At 41.7% G+C, this 15,994-nt stretch carries 13 protein-coding genes and 1 pseudogene; 13 read left to right on the plus strand and 1 reads right to left on the minus strand.

Going from position 1 to position 15,994, the window contains the following annotated elements; genetic code table 11:
- Positions 1–79: 79 nt before the first annotated feature.
- The 8 genes and pseudogenes from NAF17_RS04915 to NAF17_RS04945 all read left to right on the plus strand — a co-directional run bounded on the left by NAF17_RS04915 (position 80) and on the right by NAF17_RS04945 (position 7,744).
- Positions 80–2,554, plus strand: a complete 2,475-nt coding sequence (locus tag NAF17_RS04915) for an ABC transporter permease (protein ID WP_252756864.1) — start codon at positions 80–82, stop codon at positions 2,552–2,554.
- Between the two features lie 297 nt (positions 2,555–2,851).
- The gene (locus tag NAF17_RS04920; protein ID WP_252756865.1) at positions 2,852–3,046 is read left to right on the plus strand and encodes a hypothetical protein; all 195 of its coding nucleotides are present in this window, start codon (positions 2,852–2,854) and stop codon (positions 3,044–3,046) included.
- 114 nt (positions 3,047–3,160) lie between these two features.
- Complete coding sequence (locus NAF17_RS04925) at positions 3,161–3,628, plus strand: hypothetical protein (protein ID WP_252756866.1); 468 nt, start codon at positions 3,161–3,163, stop codon at positions 3,626–3,628.
- A 23-nt stretch (positions 3,629–3,651) separates the two neighbouring features.
- Positions 3,652–3,897: pseudogene (locus NAF17_RS18270) on the plus strand (ABC transporter permease); the annotation flags it as partial.
- 168 nt (positions 3,898–4,065) lie between these two features.
- Entirely contained in the window at positions 4,066–5,085 is a 1,020-nt protein-coding gene (locus NAF17_RS04930) for an ABC transporter permease (protein ID WP_370340878.1), read from the plus strand.
- A 399-nt stretch (positions 5,086–5,484) separates the two neighbouring features.
- Positions 5,485–6,099, plus strand: coding sequence for a recombination mediator RecR (recR, locus tag NAF17_RS04935; RefSeq protein ID WP_252756868.1), 615 nt, complete (start codon positions 5,485–5,487; stop codon positions 6,097–6,099).
- A 6-nt stretch (positions 6,100–6,105) separates the two neighbouring features.
- On the plus strand, positions 6,106–6,945 hold the full coding sequence (locus NAF17_RS04940) for a glycosyltransferase family 2 protein (protein WP_252756869.1): 840 nt from the start codon (positions 6,106–6,108) through the stop codon (positions 6,943–6,945).
- On the plus strand, positions 6,929–7,744 hold the full coding sequence (locus NAF17_RS04945) for an SDR family oxidoreductase (protein WP_252756870.1): 816 nt from the start codon (positions 6,929–6,931) through the stop codon (positions 7,742–7,744). Before NAF17_RS04940 ends, NAF17_RS04945 begins: the two co-directional genes overlap by 17 nt.
- Before the next feature lie 2 nt (positions 7,745–7,746).
- Here the strand turns inward: NAF17_RS04945 and NAF17_RS04950 are convergent, their stop codons facing one another.
- Positions 7,747–8,691: an ion channel gene (locus NAF17_RS04950; RefSeq protein ID WP_252756871.1), complete on the minus strand. Its 945-nt coding sequence runs from the start codon at positions 8,689–8,691 to the stop codon at positions 7,747–7,749.
- A 255-nt stretch (positions 8,692–8,946) separates the two neighbouring features.
- Between NAF17_RS04950 and trpD the strand changes: the two genes are divergently transcribed.
- The 5 genes from trpD to NAF17_RS04975 all read left to right on the plus strand — a co-directional run bounded on the left by trpD (position 8,947) and on the right by NAF17_RS04975 (position 15,704).
- Positions 8,947–9,936, plus strand: a complete 990-nt coding sequence (gene trpD, locus NAF17_RS04955) for an anthranilate phosphoribosyltransferase (protein ID WP_252756872.1) — start codon at positions 8,947–8,949, stop codon at positions 9,934–9,936.
- Between the two features lie 3 nt (positions 9,937–9,939).
- Positions 9,940–10,560, plus strand: coding sequence for a phosphoribosylanthranilate isomerase (locus NAF17_RS04960; protein WP_252756873.1), 621 nt, complete (start codon positions 9,940–9,942; stop codon positions 10,558–10,560).
- Positions 10,561–10,566: 6 nt separating this feature from the next.
- A complete protein-coding gene (gene trpB / locus NAF17_RS04965) occupies positions 10,567–11,748 on the plus strand; it encodes a tryptophan synthase subunit beta (protein ID WP_252756874.1) in 1,182 nt (393 codons plus the stop codon).
- 221 nt (positions 11,749–11,969) lie between these two features.
- Positions 11,970–13,235 carry an ABC transporter permease gene (locus NAF17_RS04970; protein WP_252756875.1) on the plus strand — a complete coding sequence of 422 codons (1,266 nt, stop codon included), beginning with the start codon at positions 11,970–11,972 and terminating at the stop codon, positions 13,233–13,235.
- 63 nt (positions 13,236–13,298) lie between these two features.
- Complete coding sequence (locus NAF17_RS04975) at positions 13,299–15,704, plus strand: ABC transporter permease (protein WP_252756876.1); 2,406 nt, start codon at positions 13,299–13,301, stop codon at positions 15,702–15,704.
- Positions 15,705–15,994 lie beyond the last annotated feature (290 nt).

Here is a 15,994-nt window from a genome sequence, read left to right on the forward strand (position 1 = left end):
AGTAGGTGAGGCAAAATGACAAGAGTTAGGAATCAAAAAAAATTCTTTTAAATTATATTAATCATTAAATCTGCGGTAAATGATCAAAAACTATTTTAAAATCGCGTTCAGGGGGTTCAGGAAACATAAACTGTTTACCCTGATCAACATTGTAGGCTTATCCATCGGTATTAGCGCCGCGGTGGTTATTTACCTCATTGTCTATTTTGATTTTACGTTCGATAAGTTCCACAAGGATACCGACCGCATCTACCGCGTTACTACCGATTTTTCATTCTCCGGAGAAGCCGGCCATAACAGCGGGGTTACCATGGCCCTGTCGCCTGTGGTAACAGCAGAGGTAACGGGCGTAGACCAGGTTGCGCCATTTTTAATTTATGACCAATCAACGGTAATGATCCCTAACGGATCGGTTGCAGGCAACAAAATAAAAAAACAAAGCGGTGTTATTTTCGCCGATGAGCATTACTTTAACATCATTAATTACAAATGGGTTACCGGCTCGGCAAAAACATCACTTAAAAACCCAAACCAGGTGGTACTAACCACCGACCAGGCTAGGATCTATTTTCCTAAGCTGAAGTATGGAGATATGATAGGCAAAGAGGTGGTTTATGACGATTCCATCAAAACCACCGTTAGCGGCATTGTTGAGCCTTTAAAAGAGCACACTGATTTTAATTACCACGATTTTATCTCGTACATCAGCGGCACCACCAACCATTTCTTAAAAGATTATTTCCAGGTTACACAGTGGAGCAGCACCAGCTCGTCATCGCAATTGTTTATAAAGTTATCGCCAACGGCATCTGCCGTACAGGTAGAAAAGCAATTGAACGTGATGCTTAAAAAGCACAACCCACCGAAGCCCGAAAATAAAGGCAATACCCAAGCATTTCATTTACAGCCCCTTCAAGATCTTCACTTCGACCAGGTGTATGGCGGCCTCGACGGCGAACGTACCGCAAACAAAACAACGCTGTACGGGCTGTTAGTTATTGCGGCTTTCCTGCTGATATTGGGCTGTATCAATTTTATAAACCTAACCACCGCGCAGGCATCGCAACGCGCCAAAGAAATTGGCATCCGCAAAACCATGGGCAGTACCCGCGGCCAGCTCATAGCGCAGTTTTTAAGCGAAACCTTCTTAATTACCTTATTCGCGGTTATTATCTCCATAGCCCTGGCACCGGTAATATTGAAGCTGTTTGTAGATTTTATACCCAAGGGCGTCACCATAAACTACATGCATCAGCCGGATTTGTTTATGTTTCTATTGGTACTAGTGGTATTAGTAAGCGTATTATCGGGCTTTTATCCGGCATTGATGTTATCGGGCTATAAACCTGTTGATGTATTAAAGAACCAGGTACTGGGCGGCAGTAATAAATCACGCACGGCCTGGCTGCGTAAATCGTTAACGGTTACCCAGTTTGTGATAGCGCAGTTCTTTATCATGGCGACTATTCTGGTAAGCAAGCAGATCTATTACGCTTTGCATAAGGACCTTGGCTTTAAAAAGGATGCCATCGTAAACATGTCGACACCTTACAAGCAGATCGACACCGATAAGCAGCAGGTATTTATGGATAAAATAAGCGCTACACCGCAGATAGAAATGATAAGCATAGGTGGTGCGCCGCCATCATCGGGCAATATAAACTCTACCGAAGTAATTTATAAGGATGGTAAAAAAGAGATCAAAACAGATCTGCAGCTAAAGTATGCAGATGAGAATTACCTTAAAGTTTACCAAATAAAACTATTGGCAGGCCGCAACTTAAAACCATCGGACACAACCGGAGGAGGAGGTTTTGTGATCAATAATACCTATGCAAAAGTATTAGGTTTCCGTAACCCAGGCGATGCCATTGGTAAACTAATAGATTACGGCGATAAAAAAGCCGAAATAATAGGCGTTACTGCCGACTTTTACCAGCGGTCGTTACGCTCGCCTATAAAACCCCTTACGCTGTTGATCCCTAATCACAATAGATTTAAGAACCGTACCTTTCACCTTGCTTTAAAACCCGAAACCGCGGGCGGTAACGAATGGAAAATAGCTATTGCCAGCGTAGGCAAAGCCTGGAAAGAGGTTTATCCCGAGGATGACTTTGAGTATGATTTTTATGATGAGAACATCGCTAAATTTTACACTGCCGAGCAAAACACCTCCAAACTGCTTACCTGGGCCACGGGCTTATCTATTTTTATTAGCTGCCTGGGTTTACTGGGCCTTGCTATATACACCACAACGCTGCGAACCAAAGAAATTGGCGTACGCAAGGTATTAGGGGCGTCAGTAGCGCAGATAGTTAGGCTGCTATCGTCAGAATTGATCTGGCTAATCGTATTAGCCTTTGTACTGGTAACGCCGATAGCCTACTGGGCCATGCATAAATGGATGGAAAACTTTGCCGACCGTACCACCATCAGTTGGTGGATCTTCGCACTGAGCGGGGCAGGCATGTTAACCGCAGCCTTGTTTACACTTAGCTTCCAAACTATTAGGGCGGCATTGGCCAACCCGGTGAAGAGCTTACGGAGCGAATAGTGATCAGAGATCAGTTAATTAGAGATCCGGCAATGGTTTGTCGCATAGGCTATCAACTATGGTCTATGAACTTTAAATCATGTTTAAAAACTATTTTAAAACGGTTAATCCGGTGAGGAGTTTGAAAAGCGAGTAAGGGAAGCAAGAGGTCAAAAGTCAGGAATCAAGAAGAATAAAATCTGTTAAATTATATTAATCATTAAATCTGCGGTAAATAATCAAAAACTATTTTTAAAATCGCGTTCAGGTTCTTTAGTAAATAATTTCTCAATAGTTGTAAATGGCAATCCTAATAATATGGATAAACAATTGAACAGCGGAAACAATACCAATTACCAAAAGACTGATTTAAAGGGCGCAACAGCTAATGATCAAAATAGAGGTCGTTCGTTTGCTACGTATTCTAATCCTTCTGGTCATGGGCATGTCGCTACTTATAGTATTGGGGAGAACTTGGCTAAAGAAAAAAATCGCCAATATCGGTATAACTAAATATTCTGGTTTCACTTCATTAAATGGGTCTTTTTCAAAGGATAAAGTAAAAAAAAACCTTATATTCAAACCCAATGTATTAAAAACAGTAACAATAAAACCAACACCAGGACAATGAAAAAATTGACATTATTGCTTCTAATTATTATAAAATGCAGTTTCATCAACGCGCAAAGCTTAGTGGGTATTTGGCAATTAGATACCCCTGAGGTAAGTTCAGGGTATTTGGATACCTATCAGTTTTTTTCAAATGGGACGTTCCGCTTTAATTCCAGTCAATATGATGCCTTAAAGAGGGTTATAACAATAGGGGGTAAATATAAAGTTCAGAAAGACAAGGTTACTTTCTTGGTTGAATATACAATGGAAAAAGTGGGAGGAGTGTTCAAAGTCGGAGATATTTCTTCTGGAAGCGATTCTTGGTCAATAACGGGAGGACAAATAAAAAGAGTTCCTTTATTGAAAACACTAATGCAATACGCGAGTGTAGAGACAGGTATCAAGGATAAAGGAGTAGATGTAATAAAAATAAATAAAGCAAAATATTATAAGGTAGATAATGATCCGGAGAACTTTCAATAATCGGTTGAGTACGACGGGCAAGGGAAGTGGGGATCCTCAAGGCAATTGGAGCACGCCGCAACTCGCTTATAGCGCAATTTATGGGCGAGTCGTTATTAATGGCATTTATAGCGCTCGCTACATCACTGGTGTTGATAATTGTGTTGATGCCTTTTTTCAGGAACCTTATTGGCATCAGCTTAAGTATCCCTTACAGCAACTTATGGGCTTGGTTAACAGCACTTGGCGTAACAGTTGTAACCGGTTTGTTTGCAGGCAGCTACCCGGCATTGTTTTTATCGTTGTTTAACCCCGTAAAGGTATTAAAGGGGCAGTTTGCCAGTACTAAAACTACCATTAGGCCACGCCAGGTATTGGTAGTTTTACAATTCACTTTTGCCATATGCCTTGTCGTATCCAGTATTTTTGTTTACAGGCAAATCAATTACATTAAAGGTTTGCCAATTGGCTACAATCGCAGCGGCCTTATCGAATTACCGATAGACGGTCCTATGTACGATAAGTTTGAAAGCTTTAGGCAGAATGCCATCAGCGTGGGAGCAATTACAGATGCCGCCAGTATCTCAGAACCCATTACAACCTTAACCAACGCCACATGGAAAAATAAATGGCCGGGCCAATTGCCTGGAGAAGACAAAATCCCGATTGATTGTATTGCGGTTACTTACCACATGCTAAATACCTACCAGATAAAGATAATACAAGGCCGCGATTTTGCTATTGATCGCCCGTCAGACTCTACCGCGGTTGTGTTGAACGAAGCTGCCGTAAAGCTGATGCACTTAAAAGACCCGATTGGGCAAAAATTAACTTGGATGAATGCCGAGCGTACCGTTATAGGTGTGGTTAAAAACTTTGTTTGGGGCTCGCCCTACGAGGCTGTAAAACCTACCATTATTGGCTTTACAAAGGGTTGGATAGGTAATATAGGTTTGAGGCTTAACCCCGCAAATTCCGTATTAAAAAACCTCGGATTACTACAGGATATTTACCACAAATACAATCCCTATTACCCGTTCGATTATAAATTTACCGACGAAAGCTTCGCCCAAAAATTCAAAAGCGAACAACAATTAGGCACCATGGCGATAATGTTTGCCTGCTTGGCTATCATCATATCATGCCTCGGTCTTTTTGGTTTGGCCTCGTTCTCGGCCGAGCGCCGAGGCAAGGAGATCAGCATCCGTAAAATATTAGGTGCAAGTACTGCCGGGCTCTGGTTAAAACTATCGCAGGAGTTTGTCAAACTGGTTTTAATATCCTTCGTAATAGGTGCGGTCATCAGCTGGTATAATATAGATCAATGGCTTAAATCATACACCTACCATACAGGCTTTAATATTTGGGTTTTTGTGGCGACGCTTTTTTCAAGCATAGCCTTGTGCCTTTTAGCCGTAAGCTGGCAAGCCATAAAAGCTGCCTGGGTTAACCCGGTTAAAAATCTGCGGAGTGAGTAGGTAGTTCATTAGTGTCCCGATAGCTATCGGAATAGTGATTTTCAAAGTCGTTTTAAAGTCGGAAAAAGGACGGAAAAAAGTCGTGAATTTACCAGATTTTGAGCCGAAAGAAGAGATTTTTAACGTTCAAATTCATAAAAATGGAGGTGTCCCATTCCGTCCCATTCAGAAACGAGTGGGACACCCCTGTAAAAATATATTACTAATTGTATTACAGTAATTTATATATATATTAAGAAGTAAAACTTTAAATAAAAGCTATTTTAGTATTTTTGTATTTAATTGATAAACAGTAAGTTATTACCTTGTCCCGCATTGTATAATATTTAGTGGGATACCCGGTAAATATGACGGCATATCAAACTATGCAGCAATACCTAAAATCCGTAAATTCGTACCATGAATTTTTCATCTAAATTGCTGGAGGATGCTGTTGCCGAATTTGCAAAACTACCGGGTGTGGGCCAAAAAACCGCGCTCCGTTTAGTGCTGCACTTGCTGAACAGGGATAAGGAAGAGGTGCATAAATTTAGTACTGCTATTAGCAAACTGCGTAACGAGATCCAGTTTTGCCAAACCTGCCATAACATCTCCGATCAAAAAATATGCGAGATCTGCACATCCCACAAACGCGACCATAGCCTGATTTGCGTGGTAGAGGACACGCGCGACGTAATGGCTATCGAAAATACTAATCAATACAACGGCGTATACCATGTTTTAGGCGGATTGATCTCGCCCATGGATGGCATTGGCCCGGCCGATTTGCAGGTAGATACGTTGGTAGAAAGATTAAAGGACGGTGTTGTTAAAGAGGTGATTTTTGCCCTTAGCGCGACGATGGAGGGTGATACTACCATTTTTTATTTAAATAAACGATTAAAACAATTTGCAATAAATATCTCAACTATAGCCCGTGGCATAGCTTTTGGAGGTGAATTAGAGTACGTAGACGAAATCACATTAGGTCGTTCTATTGTGACCCGTGTACCGTACGAAAATTCATTATCCTGATAGCTTATGAAACTTTCTGTTATTGTAGTTAATTACAACGCATGCCCCTTTCTAAAACAGGGATTAGCTTCGTTAAGCAAAGCCTGTAAGTATATTGACCATGAGGTGATTGTGATTGACGATGCGTCGACAGATAAGTCTGTTTCAATGGTACAGGATGAATATACTGAAGTGCATTTAATTCAAAATCAGCAACATTCAGGCGTGGCCAAAGCCCGCAACCAGGGTATCCAAAAAGCATCAGGAGAGTATGTTTTATTGGTCAATGCGGATACAATAAGCGGCAAAAAAACTTTGGAGCATGTAATTGAATTTATGGATGCCCACTATGATGCCGGCGGTGTTGGTGTACGTATGCTTAGTCCGCGCGGAAAGTTCCTATCCGAGTCCCGAACAGGGTTTTCACGCCAATGGGGTGCCATGTTAAAATTAACCCGTCTTGCTAAATATTTCCCAAAATCGCGCCTTTATAAAAATGATGACAATTGGATTGAGGATGAGGAATTTGCAACAACTGAAGTTGATGTTATAAATGGTGCGTTCATGCTTTTGCGTAAATCGTTATTGAACCAGATAGGTGGCCTTGATGAGCGTTTGGCGGCTTTTGGGCATGATATTGACCTTTCGTTCCGCATCCGCCTTGCGGGATATAGAAATTATTACTTTCCCAAAACTTATATATTAAACTATAAAATTCAGCCGAATACTAAATTTAGCTGTGCCTATATTAAAAGTTATTATGGCGCTATGATTATATTCGCTGCGAAGTATTTACTGCACATGCCGGAGATAAAAATACCAAGCATCCCGCAAATCTTCGTTCCGAAATATGAAATTGAAAGATAATGTTGTAATTATTACCGGTGCTTCTTCTGGAATAGGCAAAGCCCTTGCCATTGAGTTTGCCCAACGTGGCGCGAATTTGGTTTTGGCGGCCCGACAGTATGTTACCCTTTGCGGAATAGCACAACAACTTCAAACCGACTATAATATCAAAGCCATAGCCGTACAATGTGATGTTGCGGTTGAAGATGACTGTGCCGCCCTGGTTAAACAAACTTTACTAACTTTTGGAAAGATCGATGTCCTGATAAACAATGCAGGTATTTCCATGCGTGCTCTTTTCAAAGATGTAGACCTACAGGTAATGAAAAACCTAATGGATGTTAATTTTTGGGGCACCGTTTATTGCACAAAACATGCACTAGCAGCAATAACAAAAACACGTGGCAGTATAGTAGGGATATCATCTATAGCCGGCTACAAAGGCTTGCCCGGCCGTGCGGGATATTCGGCATCTAAGTATGCGATGAATGGTTTTTTGGATGCCTTGCGGGTGGAGAACTTACGCACAGGTGTTCATATCATGGTGGCCTGCCCTGGCTTTACCGCGTCAAATATACGCAATACCGCGCTCGATAAAAACGGCAGTCAACAAGGCGAGAGCACTCTGGAAGAAGATGAAATGATGACCGCTGAAGTAGTGGCCCGCCTAATCGCCAAAGGTATAGAAAACCGTTCACGTAGCCTCATCATGACTTTTCAGGGAAAGCTAACAGTTTTTCTGAGCAAATTTCTGCCTGCGTTTTTAGATAAACAGGTGTTTAAGGTATTCGCAAGGGAGAAGAATGCTTTGCTGAAATAGAATTATCCAATATTATCAAACTCACTTATCTTACTCATATCCAGTTCGATCCTTCCATCTTCATCACGGTTAAACATGGGTACAAATTTGGCGTTCCAAACCATATCCTGCGCGGTGTATGATGTGCGGGAGTGTACCGTTTGCGAAAAAGTATCGTCAAAAGTTTTTAATAGTACCGCAAAGGTAGCCTGGCAGGTTTCAAGATCTTCATGTAAAATATCTATCAACGGACTGTTAGCATCTAATGGATGTACTACCGTCCAGTTCAGGGTGAGAAGGCTTACATACTTACGCTCCAGTTCCAGTGGAAAGAAACGTCTGACAGGTTTGCCATCTACAAATTCGTTGTAAGAGAATATAACCTCAACATTCAGGTCTATTAATACGTTCTTGCGGATGTTAGCAAGGCGGAACATTAACCCGCGACCGTTTTCTTTGTAGGGAGAAACCAGTAAATTCACGCTATAAACGATCTTGGCTGATGGTTTAGAAAAACGCCCGTAAAGTAACCCTGTTGCCAAAGCAAAGGCCAGCAAGCCAATCATCGATTCAAACGCGGCCACGCTATTGGCCACTACACCCCGCGGACTGATATGCCCGTAACCCACCGTAGAAATCGTTTGTGCCGAAAAGAAGAAAGCGTCAAGGAAATGGCTGCTGGTGCTATTGCCCGATGCGCCATTAAGGCTATCCATGCCTATCAATACATATATTAAAGCGAATATTAAGTTAGCAACTAAATACCCGCTCAGCACAACCACCCAAAACTTACCCCAACTCATCTTAATAAGCGTGTGGTAATTATCTGCCGTATTAAAGCGGGAGAGGCCACGGCGTTTCACGTTTACTGAGCCATCCTTATTAATAAGCGGCTGGTTTTTGATCACCGGCTGCGGGCCAAAGCCAAGGTCATTCTCGGGGTTTATTTGCTGGTTATGTATGGCCATGGGTTATTTTGCTGAACTGTGTAATCATAGTATCATTAAATCTCTTAATCAATAATTGTTCCCCGTAAAAATATCATAATGCTTGCTTTTAGTGAAAACAATTTCCATATTTGCTTAACAAAATGAAAGCGCAAATATTAAATAACAATTGGTGGTGGCTTAACGAAAATTCGTAAGGCAGCCTCATTTTTTGTTTTTTTTATAAAATATACAGAAGGGTTGCCACATGGTAACCCTTTTTTTATGCCCTAACAAATGAAACAGATACTTAATCATTTATTCGAACATAAAACCCTTACCCGCGAGCAATCGAAAGATATCCTGAAAGATATTGCATTGGGTAAATTCAATAATTCCCAAATGGCTGCCTTTATGACGGCCTATTGTATGCGTAGCATCACCGTTAACGAGTTGGAAGGTTTCCGCGACGCGATGCTGGAACTTTGCCTGCCTATCGACTTGGAGCAGGGCGAACTGATTGACCTTTGTGGCACTGGTGGCGATGGTAAGGATACGTTCAATATCTCTACCCTGGCATCGTTTGTGGTTGCGGGAGCGGGGTATAAGGTGGCCAAACACGGTAACTACGGTGTATCATCGGGTTGTGGTTCATCAAACGTGATGGAGCATCTGGGTTATGTGTTTACCAACAATACCGATGGTCTTAAACGGAGTGTAGACAAGGCGAATATCTGTTTTCTGCATGCGCCGCTGTTTCACCCGGCTATGAAAACCGTGGCACCTATCCGCCGTGAATTGGGGGTTAAAACATTCTTTAATATGTTGGGCCCGCTGGTAAACCCGGCTAAGCCGCAAAACCAGATGGTTGGCGTGTTCAACCTGGAGCTGGCAAGGATCTATGCTTACCTCTACCAAAAATCGAATATAAAATATACTATACTGAATGCTTTGGATGGCTATGATGAGATCTCGCTTACCTGCGATTTTAAAACTTTTTCAGCAGAAGGTGAAAAGATTAACAGCATTGAAAGCCTTGGCTTTGATAAACTGGCCGAAGACCAAATAACCGGCGGGCACACCGTGAGTGATTCGGCAGACATTTTTATGAATGTGCTGAATAATGAGGCTACAATTCCACAGATCAGCGTGGTGTTAAGCAACGCGGCAATGGCTATTAAAACCATCCATCCGGAAAAAAGCTTTGCAGATTGCTTTTATGAGGCTGAAGAAGCATTGGTCAGCAAAAAAGCTTTGAACAGCTTTAAAACATTATTAGCCAACTAAGCCATGAAGATCAAGGTTTGCGGATTAAAATATTCAGATAACATCAAAGCTATTGAGGCTTTAGCGCCCGATTATATGGGCTTTATCTGTTATGAAAAGTCGCCCAGGTTTATTGGCGGAATGGATGACGAAGAGTTGGTGAACATACCTACGGATATTATCAAAGTAGGCGTTTTTGTAGATGAAGATGCCGACAGTATTAGCAAAATGATCTACAAATATAAGTTTGACGCTATACAACTTCACGGCAGCGAAAACCCGGAGTTTTGTGATATGTACAAACACGAAGTTCAGGTAATAAAAGCATTCGGCGTAGATAATCACTTTGATTTTACCCGGTTGGATGCTTATAAGAACAATGTGGATTATTTCCTGTTTGATACTAAAACGCCCGTGCATGGCGGTTCGGGGATGGTTTTTGATTGGGGCGTTCTTAATAAATATAAACTTGATGTACCTTTTTTTTTATCAGGCGGTTTGAGTTTGGATAACCTGGAAGAGATAAAGAAAATTAAACATCCGGCTTTTTACGGGGTGGATCTGAACAGCAAATTCGAACTATCACCTGCATTAAAGGATATAAGTAAGTTAAAACAAGCATTTAATACGATAAATACATTATAAACAACGATGAAGTACGGAGTAAACGAACAAGGCTATTACGGGGATTTTGGCGGTGCATATATACCGGAAATGTTGTACCCGAATGTGGAAATATTAAGGCAGGAATACATAAAAGTAATGAGCGACCCGGGTTTTATTGCCGAATTTAACCAGTTGCTGAAAGATTACGTTGGCCGCCCTTCGCCGCTTTACCGCGCCGACAGGTACTCTGAAAAATATGGCGCTAACATCTTTTTTAAACGCGAGGATCTGAACCACACCGGTTCGCATAAAATAAATAATGCCATTGGGCAGATATTGCTTGCGCAACGCCTTGGCAAGAAACGCATTATTGCCGAGACAGGAGCGGGCCAACATGGTGTAGCTACAGCTACTGTTTGCGCGCTTAAAGGAATTGAATGTATTGTTTACATGGGCGAAATTGATATGGCTCGCCAGGCACCAAACGTATCCCGTATGAAGATGCTTGGCGCAAAAGTAATACCGGCAACATCTGGCAGCAAAACGCTTAAGGATGCCACCAACGAAGCCTTGCGCGACTGGATAGGCAACCCGGTTGATACCCATTACATCATTGGCTCGGTAGTGGGCCCATACCCGTACCCGGATATGGTAGCAAGATTTCAATCCATCATATCCGAAGAAACCAAAAAACAGCTTTTAGAGCAAACGGGTAATGAGTTACCACAATATGTAATGGCCTGTGTTGGCGGTGGCAGTAATGCCATGGGGATGTTTTATCATTTCCTTGATGATGAAGTCGTAAAACTGGTTGCTGTTGAAGCTGCAGGTAAAGGTGTTGATAGCGGCCACTCGGCAGCTACCACATTTTTGGGTAGGGAGGGCGTGTTGCACGGCAGCCGTACCATATTAATGCAAAGTGACGACGGGCAGGTTGTAGAGCCATATTCTATTTCTGCAGGATTAGATTATCCCGGCATTGGCCCTCAACACGCCCATCTTTATAAAATAAATCGCGCCAAATATGTTAGCATTACCGATGACGAGGCATTGAACGCAGGTTTGCTTTGTTCACAAATGGAAGGAATTATCCCCGCAATTGAAACCGCGCATGCGTTGGCCTACTTAGAAAAAATGACCTTTGAGAAAAGCGACAACGTAGTGATCTGCCTATCGGGTAGGGGAGATAAGGATCTGGATACTTATATAAAGCATTTTGGTTTTTAGTGTTAGAGATCAGAGACCAGAGGTTGGGGATTAGTTAAGGAATAAATTTCCTAATCTCTGATCACCTCCTCTAATCTCTACCCTACACTGTATCAATACCGAACACATACTGTTACACTTACGTACATAGCGTACGCTTTTAAATCTGCATAAATATCTAATAATTAGTTGTTTAATACTTTGGTATATGTTTTAACCTATTAAAGCAAATTACCATCACAATGTTAAAGAACTACTTCAAAATTGCCTGGAGAAACATCATCCGTCATAAGGCACATTCTATCATAAACATTTCTGGCTTAAGCGTGGGTATTGGTGCTTGCTTGCTCATATTTGTTATCCTGCAATTTGAACTTAGCTACAATACTTTCAACAATAACTTCAAGGATATTTATCACCTTGTTACCAAGCAAACTGCCGAAGATGGGGTGAACTATAACCCCGGGGTATCTGTGCCTGCATTAGATGCTTTGCGGTTAGATTTTCCACAAGTAAAATTCGCTGCTTTAAATTCAAGCTACGGTAGTCAGATGACCGTTCCCGGTGCCGACCCAAATAACGCAACTGCTAATAAGAAATTCATCGAGCCAATTGGTGTGTTTTTTATGGAACCACAGTTCTTGGATATTTTCCAGGCAAAATGGTTTAATGGCACTGAGGAGGCGCTTTCGCAGCCAAATATGGCGGTTATCAGCAAAGCTATCGCTACCAAATACTTTGGCAACTGGAATACCGCAGTAGGTAAAACCATCAAAATGGATAATACCCTAACCCTGCGTGTTGCGGGTGTAATAGAAGATTCGCCAAGTAACAGCGATATCCCCATGAAGATAATGGTGTCGTACATCACCTGGAAACAAACCGGGAATACCTATGGCTATAATACCGTATGGGGAGCTATAAGCAGTAACCACCAGATATTTGTACAATTGCCGGCAAATCTCAGCCAAAAGAGTTTCGAATCGCAGCTTGTAGGCTTCACCAAAAAGAACCTGACTGATAAAACGCGCTCAATACGCGAGCATTTGGTGCAGCCACTTAGCGCTATGCATTTTGATACGCGGGTAAACAACACCCTTGGCGACCACCTAACCAGTAAAGGCACTTTAAATACCTTAACTTTTATTGCCGTTTTAATAATCCTGATGGCTTCTATTAACTTTATTAACCTATCAACTGCGCAATCGGTCGGTCGTTCAAAAGAAATAGGTATCCGCAAGGTATTAGGCGCATCAACATCGGGTATTGTAAATATGCTGTCTTCAGATTTTATGATACTGGTGGGTATCTCATTCCTGATAGCATCACCAATTGCATGGTATTTTATGCATAAATGGCTGCAGGATTTTGCTTACCGTATAGAGATCCAATGGTGGGTGTTTGCCGTATCGGGAATATTAGCGATGATTGTTGCACTGGCAACCATCAGCTTCCAGGCTATTAAAGCAGCCATTGCTAATCCTGTAAAGAGCTTAAGAAGTGAATAGAGATTAGTTAATTAGAGATTAAGGCAGATAATTTAGAGTTAAGAAATTAGAATTTATAATAACATGATAAAAAATTATTTAAAAACCGCGTGGCGTAACCTGGTTTTAAACAAAACCACATCGCTTATCAGTATGGCAGGCTTAGCAGTAGGGATCTGCTGCTTCTTATTGCTGACAACTTACCTAATAAATGAGTTACGTTATGATCGTTTCCTTACCAATGCCGACAGGATAAGCCGCTTAACCTTCAGCTACAAATCAGCCGTTGATGCCGATGTTAAAACTGCCGCGTTAACACCGACGGCACCTGTTCCGGTTTTTAAACAGGAGTTTTTTGATGTGGAGGATGGTGTGCGCGTAGTTAATTATTCCAACATGCGGGCTGCCGTAGTGCAGTTTGGCGATAAGATTTTTAAAGAGAAAAAGATGCTGGTTGCCGATGCTTCCTTCTTTAAGATCTTTACGTTTAATTTCATCTCGGGCGATGCAAAATCGGCTTTAGATAACCCTTCATCGATTGTAATTACGGCATCTACCGCCAAAAAATACTTTGGCAACGATAATGCCATTGGTAAAATACTTAAGGTTGACCAAAAGAATAATATGATGGTTACCGGCGTGGTAGAGGATGTGCCGGAGTACTCACAGATCAAATTCGACCTGTTAGGTAACTACGCCATGATGCCGCGCTCGCTAACCCGTGCGTGGAATTCATCAAACGATTACTCATACTTCCTATTAAAACCCAATGCTGATAGGGAAGCTGTTGCTAAACAGATGACCAATTATATTACTAAGGATAGGCCACGCTCTAACGATAAAATGTGGTTCAATTTAGAGCCGCTTACCAAAGTGCATTTATATTCATCCGCTACCTATGGTTTAGAGCCCGGCGGTAATATAAAATACATGTACATCTTGGGTTTAGTGGCTGTGATATTACTGGTATTAGCTTGTGTGAACTTCCTTAACCTGGTAACCGCCCGCTCTGCCGAACGCGCCAAAGAAATTGGTGTACGCAAGGTAATGGGGGCAATGCGTGGGCAGTTGTTCAGTCAGTTTATTATAGAGGCAGGTATAATTACTTTGATCTCTTTAATAGTTGGTTTTGCGTTGTTAGATTTTACATTGCCTGCATTCAGTACATTTACGGGCCAGCAATTAGGCTTGCACACCTGGAATTTATCTTGGCTGGTTATAGCATTGGTAACTTTATTTGTTTTTGTTACGCTTTTGGCTGGTACTTATCCATCGTTATATCTGTCGGCCTTTAAACCTATTATTACGCTTAAGGGCGGTTCGTCAATGCAGTCGGGTGGCAACATGCTGCGTAAATCGTTGGTGGTGTTCCAGTTTTTAATATCAGTGTTTTTTATCATCAGTACTTTAATTGCGGGTAACCAGCTACGCTTTATGCAAAGTTTAGATACCGGCATCAACCGCGACCAGGTATTAGTTTTAGATATGGGTGGCATGCCATACAGCAAAATAGAAACCTTTAAAACGGAGATTGGCGTACAAACGGGCGTATTGGGTTCAACCGCGAGTTACGATTCGCCGGTGAATGTTAGGGGAGGATACTCTATCAATATTGCCGAAGGTAAAAATGCCGACTTTAATCTGTCGGTAACCGCTATTCCTGTAGAAAAAAGCTTTACTAAAACACTTGGTATAAAATTGGTTGCAGGTAGCGATCTGGACGTTGGCGATGAACAACAAGTAATGGATACCGCCGAAAGTAAAAGACGTTTCAGTTTTATCCTGAATGAGAAAGCAGTAGCTGCCTTGGGCTGGCAACCTGAGCAAGCCATTGGTAAAAAAATAGGGCTAAATGGCCGCATGGGCACTATTAAAGGAGTAGCTAAAGATTTTAACTTCGCATCGCTGCATGAAGAGATAACACCTATAGTGATGTTTCCGGAGTATGACTGGTTTGGTAAATTATTGGTGAAAACATCAGGCAAAAACACTGCTAAAACCATTGCCAATATTCAGGCAAGCTGGCACAAGTTCTATCCAAACGCACCCTTTGAGTACCATTTTCTCGACCAGGAGTTTGAAGCCTTGTACAAAACAGATCAGCGGACGGGTTCTATCCTTACGGCGTTTACCATTATTACCATATTTATATCGTGCCTTGGTCTATTTGGCTTAGCGGTATTCTCAACCCGCCAGCGTATTAAAGAAATAGGTATCCGTAAAGTATTAGGGGCAGGGGTGGCATCAATTGTAGGCTTGGTTTCTTTTGATTTTATTAAACTGGTGCTTATCGCCATCCTTATCTCATCGCCATTGGCTTGGTACGCTATGCATGCCTGGCTACAGGATTTCGCCTTCCGCGCGGAGATACATTGGTGGGTATTTGCCATTGCAGGTGGTACAGCGGCGCTTATAGCGTTTTTAACGGTCAGCTATCAATCGGTAAAAGCGGCACTATCAAACCCTGTTAATAGTTTGAGGTCGGAGTAATAGATTAAAGACTTGTGATTAGAGATTAGTTAAGAGGCCAAAGTTGAAACTTCTGGCCTCTTATTATTATACACCATTTTTTCCTAATCTTTGACCTCTAATCACTAATCACTGCGCCCAACAACTGTATCATAACCGAACGCACGCTGTACATAAGCGTACAGTTTTAGCTTTTAACAATCAATATAATTAACTGATATTTAGATACTTATAAGTTTGGTATATTATTGATACCTGAATACCAAAATCAGTTTAAGAAATTGCAAATAATTAAACACTAATTCATTTAA

Source organism: Mucilaginibacter aurantiaciroseus (assembly GCF_024055595.1).
In the GTDB taxonomy this organism is placed as follows: Bacteria; Bacteroidota; Bacteroidia; order Sphingobacteriales; family Sphingobacteriaceae; genus Mucilaginibacter; species Mucilaginibacter aurantiaciroseus.

Excerpts from the sequence above, each read along its gene's own strand:
- NAF17_RS04950 (WP_252756871.1), bottom strand. The coding sequence starts at position 8,691 with ATGGCCATACATAACCAGCAAATAAACCCCGAGAATGACCTTGGCTTT.
- NAF17_RS04975 (WP_252756876.1), top strand. The coding sequence starts at position 13,299 with ATGATAAAAAATTATTTAAAAACCGCGTGGCGTAACCTGGTTTTAAAC.
- NAF17_RS04915 (WP_252756864.1), top strand. The coding sequence starts at position 80 with ATGATCAAAAACTATTTTAAAATCGCGTTCAGGGGGTTCAGGAAACAT.
- NAF17_RS04925 (WP_252756866.1), top strand. The coding sequence starts at position 3,161 with ATGAAAAAATTGACATTATTGCTTCTAATTATTATAAAATGCAGTTTC.
- NAF17_RS04945 (WP_252756870.1), top strand. The coding sequence starts at position 6,929 with ATGAAATTGAAAGATAATGTTGTAATTATTACCGGTGCTTCTTCTGGA.
- trpD (WP_252756872.1), top strand. The coding sequence starts at position 8,947 with ATGAAACAGATACTTAATCATTTATTCGAACATAAAACCCTTACCCGC.
- NAF17_RS04970 (WP_252756875.1), top strand. The coding sequence starts at position 11,970 with ATGTTAAAGAACTACTTCAAAATTGCCTGGAGAAACATCATCCGTCAT.
- NAF17_RS04920 (WP_252756865.1), top strand. The coding sequence starts at position 2,852 with ATGGATAAACAATTGAACAGCGGAAACAATACCAATTACCAAAAGACT.
- recR (WP_252756868.1), top strand. The coding sequence starts at position 5,485 with ATGAATTTTTCATCTAAATTGCTGGAGGATGCTGTTGCCGAATTTGCA.
- trpB (WP_252756874.1), top strand. The coding sequence starts at position 10,567 with ATGAAGTACGGAGTAAACGAACAAGGCTATTACGGGGATTTTGGCGGT.
- NAF17_RS04960 (WP_252756873.1), top strand. The coding sequence starts at position 9,940 with ATGAAGATCAAGGTTTGCGGATTAAAATATTCAGATAACATCAAAGCT.
- NAF17_RS04940 (WP_252756869.1), top strand. The coding sequence starts at position 6,106 with ATGAAACTTTCTGTTATTGTAGTTAATTACAACGCATGCCCCTTTCTA.